At 41.5% G+C, this 18,795-nt stretch carries 17 protein-coding genes and 2 tRNA genes; 17 read left to right on the top strand and 2 right to left on the bottom strand.

The window, feature by feature from the left end:
• Nucleotides 1–10 precede the first annotated feature (10 nt).
• Nucleotides 11–469 carry a S1 domain-containing RNA-binding protein gene (locus ACIQXU_RS19400; protein WP_402875930.1) on the top strand — a complete coding sequence of 153 codons (459 nt, stop codon included), beginning with the start codon at nt 11–13 and terminating at the stop codon, nt 467–469.
• A gap of 223 nt (nt 470–692) precedes the next feature.
• Here the strand turns inward: ACIQXU_RS19400 and ACIQXU_RS19395 are convergent.
• A tRNA-Glu gene (locus tag ACIQXU_RS19395) sits at nt 693–764 on the bottom strand.
• Nucleotides 765–780: 16 nt separating this feature from the next.
• A tRNA-Met gene (locus tag ACIQXU_RS19390) sits at nt 781–854 on the bottom strand.
• A 327-nt stretch (nt 855–1,181) separates the two neighbouring features.
• Between ACIQXU_RS19390 and spoIIE the strand changes: the two genes are divergently transcribed.
• The 16 genes from spoIIE to lysS all read left to right on the top strand — a co-directional run bounded on the left by spoIIE (nt 1,182) and on the right by lysS (nt 18,376).
• A complete protein-coding gene (spoIIE, locus tag ACIQXU_RS19385) occupies nt 1,182–3,656 on the top strand; it encodes a stage II sporulation protein E (RefSeq protein ID WP_402991775.1) in 2,475 nt (824 codons plus the stop codon).
• A gap of 204 nt (nt 3,657–3,860) precedes the next feature.
• Entirely contained in the window at nt 3,861–4,598 is a 738-nt protein-coding gene (locus ACIQXU_RS19380) for a VWA domain-containing protein (RefSeq protein WP_402875934.1), read from the top strand.
• Nucleotides 4,564–5,532 (top strand): protein kinase domain-containing protein, encoded by a 969-nt coding sequence (locus ACIQXU_RS19375; RefSeq protein WP_402959606.1) that lies wholly within the window; start codon nt 4,564–4,566, stop codon nt 5,530–5,532. Before ACIQXU_RS19380 ends, ACIQXU_RS19375 begins: the two co-directional genes overlap by 35 nt.
• Before the next feature lie 93 nt (nt 5,533–5,625).
• Entirely contained in the window at nt 5,626–7,020 is a 1,395-nt protein-coding gene (gene tilS, locus ACIQXU_RS19370) for a tRNA lysidine(34) synthetase TilS (RefSeq protein ID WP_402991772.1), read from the top strand.
• A 31-nt stretch (nt 7,021–7,051) separates the two neighbouring features.
• The gene (hpt, locus tag ACIQXU_RS19365) at nt 7,052–7,591 is read left to right on the top strand and encodes a hypoxanthine phosphoribosyltransferase (protein ID WP_402875962.1); all 540 of its coding nucleotides are present in this window, start codon (nt 7,052–7,054) and stop codon (nt 7,589–7,591) included.
• Nucleotides 7,592–7,708: 117 nt separating this feature from the next.
• Nucleotides 7,709–9,766 (top strand): ATP-dependent zinc metalloprotease FtsH, encoded by a 2,058-nt coding sequence (gene ftsH / locus ACIQXU_RS19360; protein WP_402959610.1) that lies wholly within the window; start codon nt 7,709–7,711, stop codon nt 9,764–9,766.
• Nucleotides 9,767–9,950: 184 nt separating this feature from the next.
• Nucleotides 9,951–10,730, top strand: coding sequence for a type III pantothenate kinase (locus tag ACIQXU_RS19355; RefSeq protein WP_402875963.1), 780 nt, complete (start codon nt 9,951–9,953; stop codon nt 10,728–10,730).
• A 31-nt stretch (nt 10,731–10,761) separates the two neighbouring features.
• The gene (gene hslO, locus ACIQXU_RS19350) at nt 10,762–11,643 is read left to right on the top strand and encodes an Hsp33 family molecular chaperone HslO (protein WP_402991769.1); all 882 of its coding nucleotides are present in this window, start codon (nt 10,762–10,764) and stop codon (nt 11,641–11,643) included.
• A 22-nt stretch (nt 11,644–11,665) separates the two neighbouring features.
• The gene (locus tag ACIQXU_RS19345; RefSeq protein WP_402875944.1) at nt 11,666–12,562 is read left to right on the top strand and encodes a peptidyl-prolyl cis-trans isomerase; all 897 of its coding nucleotides are present in this window, start codon (nt 11,666–11,668) and stop codon (nt 12,560–12,562) included.
• Nucleotides 12,563–12,688: 126 nt separating this feature from the next.
• Entirely contained in the window at nt 12,689–13,615 is a 927-nt protein-coding gene (cysK, locus tag ACIQXU_RS19340; protein ID WP_402875947.1) for a cysteine synthase A, read from the top strand.
• Nucleotides 13,616–13,773: 158 nt separating this feature from the next.
• Nucleotides 13,774–14,619, top strand: coding sequence for a dihydropteroate synthase (gene folP / locus ACIQXU_RS19335; protein ID WP_402875949.1), 846 nt, complete (start codon nt 13,774–13,776; stop codon nt 14,617–14,619).
• Nucleotides 14,612–14,971: a dihydroneopterin aldolase gene (folB, locus tag ACIQXU_RS19330; protein WP_402991767.1), complete on the top strand. Its 360-nt coding sequence runs from the start codon at nt 14,612–14,614 to the stop codon at nt 14,969–14,971. The genes folP and folB overlap by 8 nt, the downstream gene beginning before the upstream one ends.
• Before the next feature lies 1 nt (nt 14,972).
• Nucleotides 14,973–15,500 carry a 2-amino-4-hydroxy-6-hydroxymethyldihydropteridine diphosphokinase gene (gene folK / locus ACIQXU_RS19325; RefSeq protein ID WP_402959614.1) on the top strand — a complete coding sequence of 176 codons (528 nt, stop codon included), beginning with the start codon at nt 14,973–14,975 and terminating at the stop codon, nt 15,498–15,500.
• Nucleotides 15,452–15,664 carry a helix-turn-helix domain-containing protein gene (locus ACIQXU_RS19320; RefSeq protein ID WP_402875955.1) on the top strand — a complete coding sequence of 71 codons (213 nt, stop codon included), beginning with the start codon at nt 15,452–15,454 and terminating at the stop codon, nt 15,662–15,664. Before folK ends, ACIQXU_RS19320 begins: the two co-directional genes overlap by 49 nt.
• Before the next feature lie 24 nt (nt 15,665–15,688).
• Nucleotides 15,689–16,687, top strand: a complete 999-nt coding sequence (dusB, locus tag ACIQXU_RS19315) for a tRNA dihydrouridine synthase DusB (protein WP_402875956.1) — start codon at nt 15,689–15,691, stop codon at nt 16,685–16,687.
• Nucleotides 16,688–16,882: 195 nt separating this feature from the next.
• Nucleotides 16,883–18,376, top strand: a complete 1,494-nt coding sequence (gene lysS / locus ACIQXU_RS19310; RefSeq protein WP_402875958.1) for a lysine--tRNA ligase — start codon at nt 16,883–16,885, stop codon at nt 18,374–18,376.
• Nucleotides 18,377–18,795 lie beyond the last annotated feature (419 nt).

Raw genomic sequence — 18,795 nt, 5'->3', positions numbered from 1 at the left:
CATTTTTTTTATGTCAATCGAAGTAGGCAGCAAGTTACAAGGAAAAGTAACGGGCATTACTAATTTTGGTGCATTTGTAGAGTTAGCCGAGGGTTCTACGGGTCTTGTCCATATCAGTGAAGTAGCGGATAATTATGTCAAAGATATTAATGACCATTTGAAGGTTGGGGACATAGTTGAAGTGAAAGTCATTAATGTGGAAAAGGACGGTAAAATTGGCTTATCCATAAAAAAAGCAATAGACCGACCTGAAGGAGAGAGAAAACCTGCGTATACACCACGTCCGCGCCAGGGAAGAGGGAATGATAATCGTTCGAAAGACTCTCGTTCTAAAGGGAATGGTTTTCAACCTAAGGAAAACTTTGAGCAAAAAATGGCTAAATTCTTAAAAGATAGCGAAGACCGCTTAACGACACTCAAGCGAAGCACCGAAACAAAGCGTGGAGGGCGCGGAGGAAGACGCGGATAAACTTGCTGCTGAAATGGATTAGCAACGTTTCTGTTAATAATTCATAGTATGAATACAAATATAGATCATGGATAAAGGCAAGCCTACTAGGCTTGCCTTCTTTTAATATAGTGATAGGTTCAAAAAACTGATCTTAGCTATGGCAAAAAGACTTATGCCAACTAAAAAGCGCCTCGGTTTACTCTCCTAATGAAGAGGGAACCGAGGCGCTTTTTTTATGGGATGACCCGTACGGGAATCGAACCCGTGTTACCGCCGTGAAAGGGCGGTGTCTTAACCGCTTGACCAACGGGCCAGAATTAGTAAAAAGATAGCGGCAGAGGGGATCGAACCCCCGACCTCACGGGTATGAACCGTACGCTCTAGCCAGCTGAGCTACGCCGCCATAATGATAAGTGCTACTGAAGCACAAGTTATATCTTACAGTCGTGCTAGAGGATTGTCAACAGAAAAAAGAAAAAATGTCACTTTCCAAATTTAACTTAAATATTCAGGGCATTTTCCACAAAAATAACCTAAAAACTTTGCTTTTCTTCAGAAATAAAAGAACACCCGTTTCTCTATTTAAGAAAAGCGTTTAAAAACCTGTATACAAATGAACGTTCAAGAAGAATTTCGTCGAACGTTTTTTAGTATGACTTATAAAATTCTGACAAAAAAATAGAGATGTCCTCTATATAATAAAAATCAATAATACGAATGGGGTGTTGAAATGGAGAAAATCGAAAGACCTATGATGGAACCGCTTGGAGATGTTCAGTTAAAGGAAGCGAAGGATGAGGCGATCAATTGGATTCAGACGCTTCAGGCAAAAACGGATGACATATTTATAAAGAAGGGAATTTCATTAGCCATTATCGGTTTTTTATTAGGACGAGCCTTGATTCTTTCACAATTATCACCATTTGCCCTTCCGTTTTTCGCTGCTGTGTTTCTCATGCGTCGTGATCGAGCGCCACTTGCACTATTCGGTTTAATTGCAGGGGGGCTGACCATTCATTACTCCAATAGTTTAGTGATCTTTGCATCCGCGTTCCTGCTCCTTCTTTTTAATAAGATCAAGAGACCGGGAGTTGAAGGACAGTTCAAGACGATGTCGATGTATGTGTTCGCTTCACTCTTCCTGGTCAACCTGGCCCAGCAATATCTGGTCTTCCGAACGATTCAGCTATACGACATGATGATGATCGGGGTGGAGGCGGGACTCGCAATGATTCTTACCCTAATATTCATACAGTCCATCCCGCTGCTATCCATACGTAAAAAATCGCAATCATTAAGGACGGAGGAAATCGTCAGTATAATCATCCTGCTTGCATCAGTGATGACCGGGACAATAGGCTGGATGATTTATGATTTATCTCTCGACCATATATTTTCACGATATCTGGTCCTCCTATTCGGGCTGGCAGGAGGGGCCGCCATAGGCTCCACTGTCGGCGTCGTCACCGGTTTAATATTTAGCCTGGCAAGCATCGCGAGTCTCTATCAAATGAGCCTCCTTGCCTTTTCGGGCTTGCTTGGGGGATTACTGAAGGAGGGAAGAAAGGTCGGTGTTGCCGCAGGCCTATTAATTGCAACGCTATTAATAGGCCTGTACGGAGAAGGAACCAACAATATCATGGTCACACTATATGAATCGCTTATTGCCGTCTTATTATTCGTATTAACACCGTCATCCATCATAAATAAAATTGCCAAGCATATACCCGGAACCGCTGAAAATTCAGATGAACAGCAGCAGTATGCCCGGAAAGTGAGGGACGTGACCGCCCAAAGGGTAGAACAGTTCTCACATGTATTCGAGGCGCTTTCCAATAGTTTCTCACAAGTCGATGAAAGAGGAAGAGTGGAGGAGGATGAAAAAGAGTTTGATTACTTTTTAAGCAATGTTACTGAAAAGACCTGTCAGATCTGTTTTAAGAAGGATCAATGCTGGGCCAAGAACTTTAATACAACCTATGATGGAATGCAGGAAATTATGATTCAATTGAGTGAAAATGATGGACAGCTTCCCCAAAAAACGTCAAAGGAGTGGGATAAGTACTGTACGAGAGGTCCGCAGGTTGTAGGGGCGATAGCCCAGGAACTTAATTATTACGAAGCCAATCAAAAACTGAAAAGGCAGGTGAAAGAGAGTAGGAGACTAGTAGCTGATCAGTTACGGGGTGTATCAGCCGTAATGGAGGACTTCGCCAAGGAAATTCAAAGGGAAAGGAAAAATCATCATCTACATGAGGAATCTATAATGGAGGCCATTCAGGATTTTGGTCTAAATATTGGGTATGTGGAGATTTACAGCCTTGAACAGGGAGGTGTCGATATAGAAATGAGCGTCCCTTACTGTCAAGGAAGGGGGGAATGCGAGAAATTGATTGCTCCTATGCTTTCCGATATTTTAGGGGAAACGATTGTTGTTCATTCTGAGGAATGTGCCAAGTATCCACAAGGGCAATGTGAGGTGATATTCAGGTCGGCAAAAAAATTCACGGTTGAAACGGGTGTAGCACATGCTGCAAAGGGAGGAGGGCTTGTATCAGGGGATAGTTATACGACGATGGAAATTGGCGCCGGGAAATATGCGATTGCCATAAGCGACGGGATGGGCAATGGGGAGAGGGCTCATTATGAAAGCACGGAAACATTGAAGTTACTTCAGAAATTTTTACAATCCGGAATAGAAGAAAAGATAGCCATAAAATCTGTAAACTCCGTATTATCTCTGCGAACGACTGATGAAATATTTTCTACTCTTGACCTAGTAATGATTGACCTTCAAGATGCAAAGGCTAGATTTTTAAAAATCTGTTCCATACCAAGCTTTATTAAGAGGGGGGATAAAATCATTAAAATAGAATCCAGTAACCTGCCAATGGGCATTATTCAAGAAGTTGATGTAGATGTCGTATCCGAGGAACTGAGGGATGGCGATATATTGATCATGATGAGTGATGGAGTGTTCGATGGCCCATCTCATGTGGAAAACATTGAGTTTTGGCTTAAACGGAAAATCAAGGAAATGGAAACGGACGACCCGCAGGAAATATCTGATCTAATCCTAGAAGAAGTCATACGGACAAAAGGAGTCATAGATGACGACATGACAGTGGTCACTTCGAAAATCAAGCATAATACACCGAAATGGGCATCGATTCCCGTTTCGGCCAAACGAAAAAAAGCCCAATAGAGGAGGAGTGCCTATAAAAACCATAAGGAGGAATCAATGTGCCAAGTTGGTACCTTTTCACCCGATATAACAAGTTCGCAGGAACTAAGATTTACATAGGCAACCAGTCATAGAATGTTGACTGGTTGCCTATGTATTTTATTGTATAAATTCCTCCCTTTTAGTCAAGTATGGTAACAGATTGAAAGGAAGGGAGAGCCAAACATGAAAGCAGGTACATTAAGACAGGTTTTGCTTATAACGGACGGCTGCTCGAATCATGGTGAGGAGCCTGCTTCAGTAGCTGCACTAGCAAGGGAGCAGGGCGTCACCATCAATGTCATAGGAGTATTGGAAAACGATGTAATAGATGAAAAGGGCCTGAAAGAGATCGAGAAAATTGCGGGTGCCGGGGGCGGTGTCAGCCAAATCGTTTATGCTCAACAATTATCACAAACCGTTCAAATGGTGACTCAAAAAGCCATGACGCAAACTATACAAGGAGTTATTAATCGTGAACTTCAACAAATATTAGGTGACTCTAGAACGATGGAAGATCTCCCGCCAGATAAAAGAGGAGAAGTGATGGAGGTGGTCGACGAGCTAGGAGAAACGAGCGAGCTTGAGGTGCTAATCCTTGTCGATACAAGTGCGAGTATGAAACATAAGCTTCCGACCGTGAAGGATTCCTTGTTAGACCTTTCCCTCAGTATGAATGCAAGAATGGGCGATAGCCGGTTTTCCGTCTTTGCATTTCCCGGGAAAAGGAATGATGTGGAAAAACTGCTTGATTGGACGCCGAACTTGGAAGCGTTGACGAAAATATTCTCCAAGCTTAGTACGGGAGGGCTCACACCAACAGGACCAGCAATACGGGAAGCACTTTCTTATTTCAATAAAAAACGTTCGTTGAGGGGATTGTTATCGAATGATGATGAACAATACTTTGAGGAATCTATGTAAGCTCCCCCCTGGAAGTATCATTACTGGAAAGTGGAATAAGAACCATTACACAATTATCAAGGAGTTGGGCTGCGGTGCTAACGGATTTGTTTATCTAGTAGAGAGCAAAAACCGTCATTATGCTCTGAAGCTCAGTGATAATGGGACATCGATCATTTCAGAGATGAATATTCTAAAATCCTTTTCCAAGGTCCAGGGGTCTACCCTTGGACCTTCATTTTTGGAAGCGGATGATTTTATGACCAAAGGAAAGCAACTCCCGTTTTATGTAATGGAGTATATTCACGGTCATGATTTCTTGTATTTCATTGAGAAGAAAGGGTTCTCGTGGATTGGGGTCTTGGCCCTTCAATTATTGACTAGTTTATCTGCCTTGCATGCAAATGGGTGGGTCTTTGGCGATCTAAAGCCAGAGAATTTGATCGTGACTTCCCAGGACTATAAAGTACGATGTGTAGATGTCGGCGGAACGACCTTGATTGGGAGATCGGTGAAGGAATTCACCGAATTCTTCGATAGGGGATACTGGGGGTTGGGGTCAAGAAAGGCTGACCTACAATATGATTTGTTCGCTGTTGCCATGATTATCATCAATTCGGCCTATCCAGCGCGTTTTCAGAAAAAAGGGGAAGGGTATAGTCAACTAACAGACGTGATTAAACAGAAAAAGGAATTGCAACCATATAGAAAGATGCTGGATAAAGCGCTTCTCGGGAAGTATGACTCCGCCTTACGGATGCGTGAGGACCTAGTTGTCTTACTTAGTGACCAGAAGCATTCAAAGAAAAAGACGTCGAGTCAAGCTACTACGAGACAAGCAAGAAGAAGCCAGAGGCAGCCGAAGAAAAAGAAGGGGGGATTTGTAGAGACTTTTTTAGTGGTGGCCGTCATCTCGATAATCTATGTTCTTTACATATATGAACAGTTGTTATGATATAGTTAATAAAGTGTAGAGGTGGAATATTTGAAACCCATTACACTTTTTAAACGTAGAAACTAATACCTGTACATAAAGAAGGAAGATCCCATGTTAAAGGAAAAAGTTCTAAAGACCATTCATAGGAACCACTTGATTCAGGAAGGTTCGAAATTGCTCGTAGGTGTATCTGGAGGGCCTGACTCATTGGCACTTTTACATTTCCTTAAGGAAGCCCAACCTATTTTTCATTATGAGCTAATTGTTGCGAGTGTTGACCATATGTTTCGGGGCGACGAATCCCTTGCCGATTATCAGTATGTCAAACAAATGTGCGAACAGTGGGATATTGTTTTTGAAGGCAAAAGGATTGATGTGCCAGCATATATTGAAAAAACCGGTCAGAGTTCTCAATTGTCATCAAGAATGCTGCGTTTTGCTTTTTTTGAAGAAATGATGGATAAACATCAGGTAGATACGCTCGTTTTGGGACACCATGGCGATGATCAAGTCGAAACGATTCTCATGCGTTTGACTCGAGGGGCGACAGGTCAAGCGAGAGCAGGAATCTCCCTGAAAAGACCTTTCCATGGCGGTCAGCTAATCAGGCCTTTTTTGGAAGTTACCAAGGATGAAATCATCGAATACGCAACCATTCATCATCTTGAGCCTAGATACGACCCAAGTAATGAAAAGAATGATTACCTGAGAAATCGTTTCAGGCACGAAGTCCTTCCGTTCCTAAAGAAAGAAAATAGGCTTGTTCATGAACACTTCCAGCGCTTTAGTGAAGAGGTAATGGAAGATGAGAAGTTCTTACAGGATCTGGTCAGGAAAGAAATGTCCGAGATATGGGTTCAACAGGATAGGAAACATTCTGTAATTCGGATAGATAAGGTACTTGCGATGCCTAAACCTTTACAAAGAAGATCTATTCAACTAATATTAAACTATCTTTATTTGAAGAGACCTTCATCGCTTTCGGCATTACATATCGATCAACTTTTAGCTTTGTTTTTAAATCCTCAACCTTCAGCAGAACTGCATCTCCCGGAAGGCCTTATTGTAGAAAAATCCTATCAAACATGCATCTTTAGTTTTTTTCGCCAAGAAAGCCAAGAATATTCTATTATAGTACAAATTCCCGGTGAGACTATTCTTCCGAATGGATATAAAATTAAAGCACACTATATAAAAGATGAAATTCCCTATAGTAAAGGAAATGATTCTTTTATACTCCCTGAATCGGCTGTTCGACTCCCATTGATTGCCCGCACAAGGCAGGAAGGCGATAGAATGGATGTTAAGGGATTGGGTGGAACGAAAAAGTTGAAGGGGATTTTTATCAATGAGAAAGTCCCGATGCTAGAAAGAAATGCATGGCCGATTATCATCGATCAAGCAGGGATGGTCATTTGGCTTCCCGGTTTAAAGAAATCGGATGTTGAGGCGGACCAGGTTTCTGATGAATCATCTTTAATCTACTTAGAATATAATAAAGCTTAATCTTCTTGGGGGGCAATTAATTACAATGACCATGCAAAATGACATTGAAAAAGTGTTAATATCTGAGGAAGAACTTCAACAGAAAATCAGAGAAGTGGGAGCACAGCTTGAGGCTGATTACAAAGATAAGTTCCCACTGGCTATCGGTGTTTTAAAAGGCGCTATGCCATTTATGTCAGATTTATTGAAACGTGTTGATACACACCTTGAAATGGACTTCATGGATGTTTCGAGCTATGGAAACTCCACTGTATCATCTGGTGAAGTGAAAATCATCAAAGACCTTGATACATCAGTAGAAGGCCGTGACGTACTAATCATTGAGGATATCATCGACAGTGGTTTAACTCTAAGCTATCTTGCAGAGCTCTTCCGCTACCGCAAAGCAAAATCCATTAAAATCGTTACATTGTTAGACAAACCAACAGGCAGGAAGGCTGACATTACTCCGGATTACGTTGGATTTATCGTCCCTGATGCATTTGTTGTAGGATATGGCCTGGATTATGCGGAAAGATATCGTAATCTCCCATACATCGGCATATTGAAACCTGAGATTTACACGAAATAATAGTATTCAGTTAAAAGAGATGGCCAGATAAAAACAGCGGTGTTAAATTATTGTAATTCATTAATTTTGTATGATAATATTTACTATAGTTTGTTTACCCGTGGGAGGAGGTAAGGGATGAATCGGATCTTCCGTAATACCATATTTTATTTACTGATATTTTTAGTCATCATTGGGATTGTGAGCATCTTTAACAATAACAATGAACCTCAGGAAAAATTGACCCAAGATCAATTCTATAAGCATTTGGAGAGTGGGGACGTCAAGTCATTAACGATGCAACCCGAAGGCAGTGTTTTTGAAATTACAGGGAAGCTGAAGGAATATGATGAAAACAAGTATTTTGTTGCATACGTTCCATTTAGTGAGTATGCACAGAGTCGCATTGGCGAAGCTGTAGAAAAACAAGGTACTGAAATTGTTGATGTTTTACCTCCAAAACAAACAAGTGGCTGGGTTACATTCTTTACTTCGATCATTCCATTTGTAATCATTTTCATACTATTCTTCTTTTTACTTAACCAAGCACAAGGCGGCGGTGGCGGCCGAGTGATGAACTTCGGGAAAAGTAAGGCGAAGCTGTATAACGATGATAAGAAGAAAGTTCGTTTCAATGATGTTGCCGGGGCAGACGAAGAAAAGCAAGAGCTTGTAGAGGTCGTGGAATTCTTAAAAGACCCTCGCAAATTTGCTGAGCTTGGTGCCCGTATTCCTAAAGGGGTCCTATTGGTGGGTCCTCCAGGTACAGGTAAAACCTTACTTGCACGAGCGGTAGCTGGTGAAGCAGGCACGCCTTTCTTCTCAATCAGTGGATCTGATTTCGTAGAAATGTTCGTTGGTGTCGGTGCATCTCGTGTTCGTGACTTATTTGAAAATGCAAAGAAAAACGCACCATGTATCATCTTCATTGATGAAATCGATGCAGTAGGTCGTCAAAGGGGCGCAGGCCTTGGCGGCGGTCATGATGAACGTGAACAAACGTTGAACCAATTGCTTGTTGAAATGGACGGTTTCGGTGGAAATGAAGGCATTATCATCATCGCCGCAACAAACCGTGCAGATGTATTGGATCCAGCATTGCTACGACCTGGCCGCTTCGACCGTCAAATTACAGTTGGGCGCCCAGATGTAAAAGGCCGTGAAGAAGTATTGAAAGTTCATGCTCGTAACAAGCCTTTGGCAGAAAGCGTGGATTTAAAAGCAATCGCTCAACGTACACCTGGATTCTCGGGTGCCGATCTTGAAAACTTACTGAATGAGGCGGCTCTTGTTGCAGCCCGTCAAGATAAGAAAAAAATCGATATGTCCGATTTGGATGAAGCGTCGGATCGGGTAATTGCAGGTCCTGCAAAGAAAAATCGCGTGATATCGAAAAAAGAACGGAATATTGTTGCCTGGCATGAAGCGGGTCATACAATTATCGGTCTGGTCCTCGATGATGCAGAAGTGGTTCATAAAGTTACGATTGTCCCTCGTGGTCAAGCTGGTGGATATGCCGTCATGCTTCCGAAAGAAGACCGTTTCTTCATGACCGAGCCTGAACTAAAAGATAAGATCGTTGGTCTTTTAGGTGGTAGGGTAGCCGAAGAAGTTACTTTTGGTGAAGTGAGTACGGGTGCTCATAATGACTTCCAACGTGCGACAGGCATTGCCCGTAGTATGGTTATGGAATATGGAATGAGTAAACTAGGACCTCTTCAGTTTGGAAATTCACAAGGGCAGGTGTTCTTGGGCCGCGACTTCAATAATGACCAAAACTATTCCGATGCAATCGCTTATGAGATTGATTTGGAAATACAGCGCATCATTAGAGAAGCTTACGAAAGATGTAAGAAAATCCTTACTGAAAATCGTGAAAAACTTGATTTGGTTGCCAAGACCCTGCTAGAAGTGGAAACGCTGGATGCAGAACAAATCAAAGGGCTTTTCCAAGATGGTAAATTACCAGAACGGGATTATACAGCTCTTAATGGGAATTTGACTACTGATGAAAACGTAAAAGTTAACATCAATACGAAAAAGGAAAAAGAGGCTCTTTTAGATCCATTGGATAAAAGAGAACCTGAGGACCTTGAGATAACGGAGGAAGGATTGAATACACCTCCGATTGAAGAAGGTACACCTCAAGATAAGCCACTTTCTTTCCCAAAAGAAGATGACAATAAAAAGTTGTAAGTTGACTTGAAACCAAAAGGGTATTTCCTCCTCGGAAATACCCTTTTCTTTACACTATAAATATGAGAAAGCCTACAAAATTTTCAGCTGGCATATTTTTACCTTTTGAGAAGCGCGACTAATAGCATCGAAAATAACAGTATGGTATGATGTGGGAGAATAATTTAGCGGAGTGGTGAAAACAATGATTTTTGTACTAGATGTTGGGAATACGAATACTGTATTAGGCGTATACGATGAAGAAATACTGAAATATCATTGGCGAATTGAAACAAGCCGCAATAAAACAGAAGATGAGTATGGAATGGTCATAAAGTCTTTACTGCAACATGAAGGTCTCTCATTCGACCAATTTGACGGCATCATTATATCATCGGTTGTACCGCCTATAATGTTTGCGCTTGAACGCATGTGCAAAAAATACTTTGGAATCAAACCACTTATCGTTGGACCTGGTATTAAAACGGGATTGAATATAAAGTATGAAAACCCTCGCGAAGTGGGAGCGGACAGAATTGTGAATGCCGTAGCAGGCATACAGGAATTTGGAAGCCCTCTCATCATCGTCGATTTTGGAACCGCAACGACATATTGTTATATAAATGAGGAAAAGCAGTACATGGGGGGAGCAATCGCCCCGGGGATCGGAATTTCTACAGAAGCGCTTTACTCGAAAGCATCCAAGCTACCGAGAATTGAAATTAGCCGTCCAGACGGAATAATAGGTAAAAATACGGTTTCGGCCATGCAGTCAGGTATTTTATACGGGTATGTAGGCCAAGTCGAAGGAATCGTAAACCGCATGAAAGCACAAAGTAATTTAGAGCCGACAGTCATTGCCACTGGTGGATTGGCCACGTTGATTGCCAATGAATCCACAGTTATCGATGTTGTGGAGCCCTTCTTAACATTAAAAGGCCTACAGCTAATTTACAAAAGGAACCGAGAGCAAGTAAAGAAGTAAACCTAAAAAAACAGCATGGGAGGACATATAAATGAAAGATTATTTAGTAAAGGCGTTAGGATATGAAGGTCAAGTGCGAGCGTATGCGGTCTCCACAACAGAAACTGTAGGGGAAGCGCAACGGAGGCATTATACCTGGCCGACAGCATCGGCTGCACTTGGGCGTGCTATGACTGCCGGAGTAATGATGGGTGCCATGTTGAAAGGTGAAGAAAAGCTTACGATTAAAATCGAGGGCGGAGGACCTATAGGCTCCATCCTTGTTGATAGTAATGCAAAGGGGGAAGTGCGTGGATATGTAACGAACCCACAAACTCACTTTGATTTAAATGAACAAGGAAAATTGGATGTCAGAAGAGCGGTTGGAACCGAGGGGTTATTAACCGTCGTGAAAGACATTGGTTTACGTGATAATTTTTCTGGGCAGGTTCCTCTAGTTTCGGGAGAATTAGGTGAAGACTTCACGTATTATTTTGCAACATCAGAGCAGGTACCTTCCTCGGTGGGAGTGGGCGTATTAGTGAATCCTGATAACTCGATTCTAGCCGCAGGTGGTTTCATCATCCAACTAATGCCCGGTACTTCTGACGAAACAATTACGAAAATCGAACAACGTCTAAGCACCATCGTTCCTGTTTCTAAAATGATTCAAAATGGTTTAACTCCGGAAGAAATCCTAACAGAACTATTAGGGGAAGGAAATGTACAGGTTCTAGAAAAAATAGATGTAGAATTCTCATGCCCATGTTCAAGGGAAAGGATTTCTAATGCCTTAATAAGCCTTGGGCAAGAGGAAATCAGGGATATCATCGAGACGGAAGGACAGGCAGAGGCCCAATGCCATTTCTGTAATGAGACATACCAATTTTCCAAAGAGGACCTTGAAGAACTAGAAAAGGAAACACAAAAATAAAAAAAGACGGGAGAAAAGGGTTTTGTCTAAACAAAAGCTTAGGGCAATCATTGCTGGTCTTGCCTTGTTGAACCTATTGACAATCCTAATCTTTGTCATCTGGCCATTCATCGCTTCCAAAATCACTTTAGGAGAGGAAACGGCAGCGAAGATTGGCTCTAAAGATATTTCCCGGGAAGCATGGATCAATGAACTTGAAAAACGATATGGTAAAGACGTGCTTGAGGAAATGGTTGATAAAGAAGTAGTGGGACAAGCAGCGAAAAAATACAAAGTGACCATATCCGAAGATGAAGTGGATCGGGAACTGAAGATGATGAAAACGATGTATGGAACTGCTGGTCAGAATCTAAGTAAAAGCAAAGCCCAATGGAAGCAGGAAATTCAATCGAATCTCCTGCTCGAGAAGCTGCTTACAAAGGATGTCACAGTTTCCGAAGCGACCATGGAGGACTATTATGAGAATAATAAGGACATCTATCGAATACCCACTACCTATCATATTTCTCAAATAACTACATCGACTAAGGCTCAAGCAGAGCAAATAATAAAAGAACTGAATAAAGGCGTTTCATTTCCTGTGTTAGCCATGGAGAAATCTCTTGATGAATTCACAGCAAATCAAGGGGGAGACATGGGGTATATATCGCAGGATAATGAACAAATCTCGAAAGCATATATTTCCGCTGCCGAAAAGTTAAAGGTGGGAAATTGGAGCCAACCGGTTGAGACGGATGAAGGATGGGCTGTTCTCTATTTACATGAGAAAATTGACGGTAGGCAATACTCGTATAAGGAAGTAAAAGAGCAAATACGCCGCCAAAAAGCCTTGGAACAAATCCAGGCGCCGGTATCCGGTAAGATTTTCTGGGATGAGTTTGATGTAGATTGGGTATATGGATCAGAAGATCAAAAGTAGGTAAAAGGATATAAAAGAAAATTTAGAAAATTGCAGATAAACATTGACAACGAACTAGTGAAACTGGTAACTTTAAATTAATAAAACCAATAAACATACTCGGTATTAATAAAAGGAGTGGAGAACATGGCACGTATAGTTAATTCAGTAACGGAATTAATCGGGCAAACGCCTATAGTAAAATTAAACAAGCTTCAAAACGAAAATAGTGCAGATATTTATTTGAAACTTGAATATTTTAACCCAGGGAGCAGCGTTAAAGACAGAATCGCTCTTGCTATGATCGAAGCCGCAGAAAAAAGTGGAGATCTTAAACAAGGCGATACGATCATTGAGCCTACAAGTGGTAACACTGGGATTGGCCTTGCGATGGTAGCTGCAGCAAAAGGGTATAAATCAATCCTTGTAATGCCTGAAACGATGAGCTTGGAACGTCGCAACTTGCTTCGTGCTTATGGAGCTGATTTAGTTCTAACGCCTGGACCTGAAGGAATGAAGGGTGCCATTGCTAAAGCGACTGAGTTATCTAAAGAACACGGATACTTCATTCCACAACAATTCGAAAATAAAGCGAACCCTGAAGTTCACCGTAATACTACCGGTCCAGAAATCATTGAAGCGTTTGGTGAAGATGGCCTGGATGCATTTATCGCAGGAATTGGAACGGGTGGTACGATTACTGGTGCAGGTGAAGTACTTCGTGAAAAATATCCTGATATTAAGATCTACGCTGTAGAGCCTGCCGATTCACCTGTATTGTCAGGAGGAAACCCCGGGCCACATAAAATTCAAGGAATCGGTGCAGGATTCGTTCCTAGCATTTTAAACACAGATCTTTATGATGAAGTTATTCAAGTAAACACGGATGAATCTTTTGAATACGCCCGTCGTGCTGCAAAAGAAGAAGGTATCCTAGGTGGTATTTCATCCGGTGGGGCTATCGCTGCCGCTGTTAAAGTTGCTGAGAAACTAGGAAAAGGCAAGAAAGTCCTTGTAATCATTCCAAGTAATGGTGAGCGTTACCTAAGTACACCTTTGTATAACTTTGAATAAGAGTAAAAGTTAACCGAGAAGCAAAGCACCTCTAGGGTGCTTTGCTTCTCTTTTTTGTGTAGTAATGAGGTTCTGGATTTTAAGGTGCTTGCGCTTTGCCTGGGTATATAGGTAAACTCATATATATACGTAGATTTTTTAATGAAGGAGAACGTCCTATGTCATTAGCTAGTACATCGAAGATCAAATGCGGTTCATTAGAATTGGATTACGGCAAAAAGACTTTAATTATGGGGATTTTAAATGTTACGCCTGATTCATTTTCCGATGGAGGAAAATATAATCGGGTAGATGCTGCATTAAGACATGCTGAGCAGATGGTTGAAGATGGTGCGGATATCTTGGACATCGGTGGTGAGTCGACCCGGCCTAATTATGAACGGATAACGGATGAGGAAGAGATAGAACGTGTCGTACCTATCATTGAAGCGATTTCCCGTACTTTTGAAATTCCTATCTCCGTTGATACGTACAAGTCCAAAGTTGCAGAAGCGGCATTGAAAGCAGGAGCGCACATCCTGAACGATATTTGGGGAGCAAAAGCAGATACACATATGGCAAAGGTAGCGGCTATGTACCAAGTTCCGATTATTTTAATGCACAACCGAGACAATATGGAGTACCAACAATTTATCCGTGATTCTTTGCAAGATCTATTCGAAAGCATTAGGATTGTAAAGAAAGAGGGAGTCTTGGATGAGAATATCATTCTAGATCCAGGTATCGGGTTTGCAAAAGATTTGACACTGAATTTGGAAATGATGAGGAATCTTGATAAGCTGGTATCACTAGGGTATCCAGTACTGCTCGCTACATCGAAAAAATCCATGATCGGACAAGTTCTTAATCTACCGGCACATGAACGTTTGGAAGGGACGGCAGCAACGATCTGTCATGGGATTCTTCAGGGCTGCCAAATGGTCCGGGTGCATGATGTAAAGGAAATGGGACGTACAGCTAAAATGATGGATGCTCTTATAGGAAAAGGTGAGTTTAATGGATAAGATATTTGTGAATAAGATGGAATTCTACGGATACCATGGTGTATTTCCGGAAGAAACAAAGCTTGGCCAGCGATTTAGGGTGGATCTGACTGTAGAAGCGAATTTGGCCAATGCGGGCATGAGCGATAATCTCGAAGACTCCATTAATTATGGTGAATTATATGAAGTCTGTAAAGGTATCGTTGAAGGGGAACCGTACAAGCTGGTGGAAGCTGTTGCAGAAAGGATTGCATCGGAGTTACTCACCAAGTTTCCGAAGATCATGATGTGTACAGTGAAGATATATAAACCAGACCCTCCTATAGCAGGACACTATGAATCGGTTGCCATAGAGATTGTAAGGGGACGCTAAAATGAAAAATATATCGTATCTATCAATTGGTTCGAACATGGGGGAGAGCTTCGATACATTTCAAAGGGCTTTCCAATTATTGAGTGAAGATCCACATATTAAACTTGTCTCTTGTTCATCATTATATGAAACGGACCCTGTCGGATATACTGACCAGGATTGTTTTTTGAATGCTGTCATTAAGGTGGAAACCGATTTAACACCAGAGGACTTATTGCGAGCATGCATGCAAGTTGAACAAGAATTAGGAAGAAAAAGGAATGTTAGATGGGGTCCTCGTACGTTAGACCTTGACATTTTGTTATATAATCATGAAAATGTTGAGACGGAGATTCTTTCAATCCCTCATCCTCGGATGCATGAAAGAGCATTTGTGATTATTCCTTTAATGGAATTGGAATCAGATATAATTCTTCCGAAAATGAATACATCCTTGAGCGACCTGCTTGAAAAGATTCCGGATAAAGAAGGAGTTCGATTATGGAAGCTGAAAAATGGGGAAGGCGTATTCGCGCTTTTCGAAAGTTAAAAGGTTTTACCCAAGAGGAGTTCGCAAAAGAGATGGGTGTTTCTGTTTCTTTGTTGGGTGAAGTTGAAAGAGGGAACCGAAATCCCACAGAGGAATTTTTACTAGAAGTGGTGGATGTTCTTAAAGTTTCAATTGAGGATCTGCAACCACTTGAGGATAAATGAAAGAGTGGTATAGGGGGTCACGATGTGTTAAAAATAGGCGATATTGAAATGAAGAACCGGGTAGTTCTGGCTCCGATGGCGGGGGTATGTAATTCGGCTTTTCGTTTGACTGTCAAAGAGTTCGGTGCAGGATTGGTATGCGCAGAGATGGTAAGTGACAAGGGAATCGTTCTTCAAAATGCCAAAACGCTGAATATGCTTTATATAGATGAAAGAGAAAAACCGCTAAGCTTGCAAATCTTTGGTGGTGAAAAGAAAAACCTAGTTGAGGCAGCGAAGTTTGTAGATAAAAATACAACGGCAGACATCATTGATATCAACATGGGATGCCCTGTCCCGAAAATCACGAAATGTGATGCCGGTGCAAGATGGTTACTTGACCCAAATAAGATATATGAGATGGTTTCGGCAGTTGTGGATGCCGTAGATAAACCTGTTACTGTTAAAATGCGCATTGGCTGGGATGATGAACATGTATTTGCTGTTGAGAATGCCAAAGCGGTAGAACGTGCAGGGGGCAAGGCAATTTCCCTTCATGGCAGAACCCGGGTTCAATTGTATGAAGGGAAAGCTAATTGGGACATTATTCGAGAAGTGAAAAATTCCATTAACATTCCCTTGATTGGAAACGGTGATGTGGAAACCCCGCAAGATGCTGAAAGAATGCTAAAGGAAACTGGCGTTGATGGAGTCATGATTGGTCGGGCGGCCTTAGGGAACCCGTGGATGATATACAGGACAGTGAAGTATTTGGAAACAGGACAATTGATGGATGAGCCGACAGTCCGTGAAAAGATGGATGTATGCATTCTGCATATGGATCGTCTGATAGCGTTGAAAAATGAGCATGTTGCTGTCCGTGAAATGCGCAAGCATGCTGCCTGGTACCTTAAAGGTGTCAAAGGCAATGCAAAAGCACGTAAAGGTATTAATGAATGTGAGACTAGAGAAGATGTTACGCGGCTTCTGTATGGACTCGTTGATGAATGTGAAGCGAGGGAACAAAACATCCAAATGGTTTGATGTTTGACATTACCTTCCTGTTTTTCTATAATACGTTTATCGAAAACTGCCAGTGAACCTGGCAGTTTTTATCTGTCCATATATTAGAATTTAAGATAAAAAGCTGTTGAAATCCTTTACTTTATGTAAGAATAAATAGGTATGCAATTAGAAAGTTCAAATAGTTATATGAGGCTTTGATTAATAGAGATGGAGATGATTTTCGTGAGTCATGAAGAATTGAATGACCAACTGCAGGTAAGACGCGACAAAATGCAGGCTATGATTGACAATGGACAAGACCCGTTCGGCAGCAGGTTCGAGCGTTCCCATACTTCGCAGGAGATTGTTGATGCATATGGTGCATTGGAAAAAGAAGAGTTAGAGGAGAAAGAAATAGAAGTTACCATTGCAGGTCGTGTCATGACCAAACGTGGTAAAGGGAAAGCTGGTTTTGCCAATATACAAGATATAAGTGGCCAGATCCAAATATACGTCCGCTTAGATAAGGTTGGAGAAGAGTCATACCAAATTTTCAATCAAACGGATCTTGGTGATATCGTGGGAATCACGGGTGTCATCTTTAAAACGAAAGTCGGCGAACTTTCCATTAAAGCTAAAGAATATGTGTTCCTTTCTAAAGCATTGCGCCCACTTCCCGATAAGTTCCACGGTTTGAAGGATGTAGAGGAGCGTTACCGGAAACGCTATGTTGACTTAATTACAAATGAAGAAAGTAAAAACACTTTAATCATGCGCAGTCGTATTGTGCAGGCTATGAGACGTTACTTAGACGATCAAGGATATTTGGAAGTGGAAACACCGCTATTGCACTCTGTAGCAGGTGGAGCGGCTGCACGCCCATTCCTGACTCACCATAATGCATTGGATATGCCCTTAAACTTAAGGATTGCCATTGAACTTCACTTGAAACGCCTGATTGTCGGCGGCTTAGAGAAAGTCTATGAAATCGGTAGAGTATTTAGGAATGAAGGGGTCTCCACTAGACATAACCCGGAATTCACTCTTATTGAATTATACGAGGCGTACGCGGATTATAAGGATATCATGAGCTTGACAGAGAACTTGGTTGCCCATATTGCACAAGAGGTTCTTGGAACCACAACTATCCAGTACGGAGAATATGAAATCGATTTAAAACCAGAGTGGAAAAGACTCCATATGGTTGATGCTGTAAAAGAATATACTGGTGTAGACTTTTGGACTACTATGAGCAAAGAAGAAGCGCAACAACTTGCGAAGGAAAATGGGATTGAAGTGAAAGAGTCCATGGAATTTGGTCATATCGTTAACGAATTCTTCGAACAAAAAGTAGAAGATAAGTTAATCCAACCTACATTCATCTATGGACACCCAGTAGAAATTTCACCTTTAGCGAAGAAAAACCCAGAGGATGATCGATTTACTGATCGATTTGAATTGTTCATAGTGGGAAGAGAGCATGCGAATGCATTCACGGAATTAAATGATCCAATTGATCAACGCCAACGCTTTGAGGCACAATTGAAAGAGCGTGAGCAAGGAAATGACGAAGCTCATGAAATGGATGAGGACTTCTTGGAGGCTTTAGAATATGGTATGCCGCCAACCGGAGGATTGGGAATTGGGGTCGACCGTCTGGTTATGTTGCTGACGAATTCGCCTTCGATTCGTGATGTCCTGTTATTCCCGTTAATGAGACATCGTTAAGCCATAAGGAAAACCGGTGAATCAGAACCGATTTAGGAAGTGTGTATATGAGCAGCGACTCATGGCACACTGTTCTAAATCGGTTTTTTGTTTTTTGATTATAATTTTGTTAGGTTGTTAGGGTTTGATTTTTAGCTTTTAAATAAAAACTTTTGCTATTTCAAAAAAACTTTAAAAAAGGTATTGCGCAGTTTGCGTAATGATGTTATATTTATATCTGTTGTTACGAACGAGTTTCACACGGATTACAAACTTCGAAAAAGTTTTAAAAAGTTCTTGACTCTGAGTTAACAAGATGTTATAATAAATAAGCTGTCGTAAGGTATTGCTCTTTGAAAACTGAACAAAACAAAGCGCCAACGTAAATTTTGAGTGAGCACACACTATAAAAAAGCAAAATGAGCAAGTCAAACATTTCT

It is taken from the genome of Peribacillus sp. NPDC097284 (assembly GCF_044761765.1).
Lineage (GTDB): Bacteria > Bacillota > Bacilli > Bacillales > DSM-1321 > Peribacillus.
This window is presented reverse-complemented; position numbering and strand designations above follow the sequence as displayed.

Bases quoted from the DNA above. Each gene is read 5' to 3' on its own strand.
- lysS (WP_402875958.1), top strand. From the start codon at position 16,883: ATGATTTTCGTGAGTCATGAAGAATTGAATGACCAACTGCAGGTAAGA.
- ACIQXU_RS19380 (WP_402875934.1), top strand. From the start codon at position 3,861: ATGAAAGCAGGTACATTAAGACAGGTTTTGCTTATAACGGACGGCTGC.
- ACIQXU_RS19320 (WP_402875955.1), top strand. From the start codon at position 15,452: ATGGAAGCTGAAAAATGGGGAAGGCGTATTCGCGCTTTTCGAAAGTTA.
- ACIQXU_RS19355 (WP_402875963.1), top strand. From the start codon at position 9,951: ATGATTTTTGTACTAGATGTTGGGAATACGAATACTGTATTAGGCGTA.
- tilS (WP_402991772.1), top strand. From the start codon at position 5,626: ATGTTAAAGGAAAAAGTTCTAAAGACCATTCATAGGAACCACTTGATT.
- cysK (WP_402875947.1), top strand. From the start codon at position 12,689: ATGGCACGTATAGTTAATTCAGTAACGGAATTAATCGGGCAAACGCCT.
- ACIQXU_RS19400 (WP_402875930.1), top strand. From the start codon at position 11: ATGTCAATCGAAGTAGGCAGCAAGTTACAAGGAAAAGTAACGGGCATT.
- folP (WP_402875949.1), top strand. From the start codon at position 13,774: ATGTCATTAGCTAGTACATCGAAGATCAAATGCGGTTCATTAGAATTG.
- folK (WP_402959614.1), top strand. From the start codon at position 14,973: ATGAAAAATATATCGTATCTATCAATTGGTTCGAACATGGGGGAGAGC.
- ACIQXU_RS19375 (WP_402959606.1), top strand. From the start codon at position 4,564: ATGATGATGAACAATACTTTGAGGAATCTATGTAAGCTCCCCCCTGGA.
- ftsH (WP_402959610.1), top strand. From the start codon at position 7,709: ATGAATCGGATCTTCCGTAATACCATATTTTATTTACTGATATTTTTA.
- folB (WP_402991767.1), top strand. From the start codon at position 14,612: ATGGATAAGATATTTGTGAATAAGATGGAATTCTACGGATACCATGGT.
- hpt (WP_402875962.1), top strand. From the start codon at position 7,052: ATGCAAAATGACATTGAAAAAGTGTTAATATCTGAGGAAGAACTTCAA.
- hslO (WP_402991769.1), top strand. From the start codon at position 10,762: ATGAAAGATTATTTAGTAAAGGCGTTAGGATATGAAGGTCAAGTGCGA.
- spoIIE (WP_402991775.1), top strand. From the start codon at position 1,182: ATGGAGAAAATCGAAAGACCTATGATGGAACCGCTTGGAGATGTTCAG.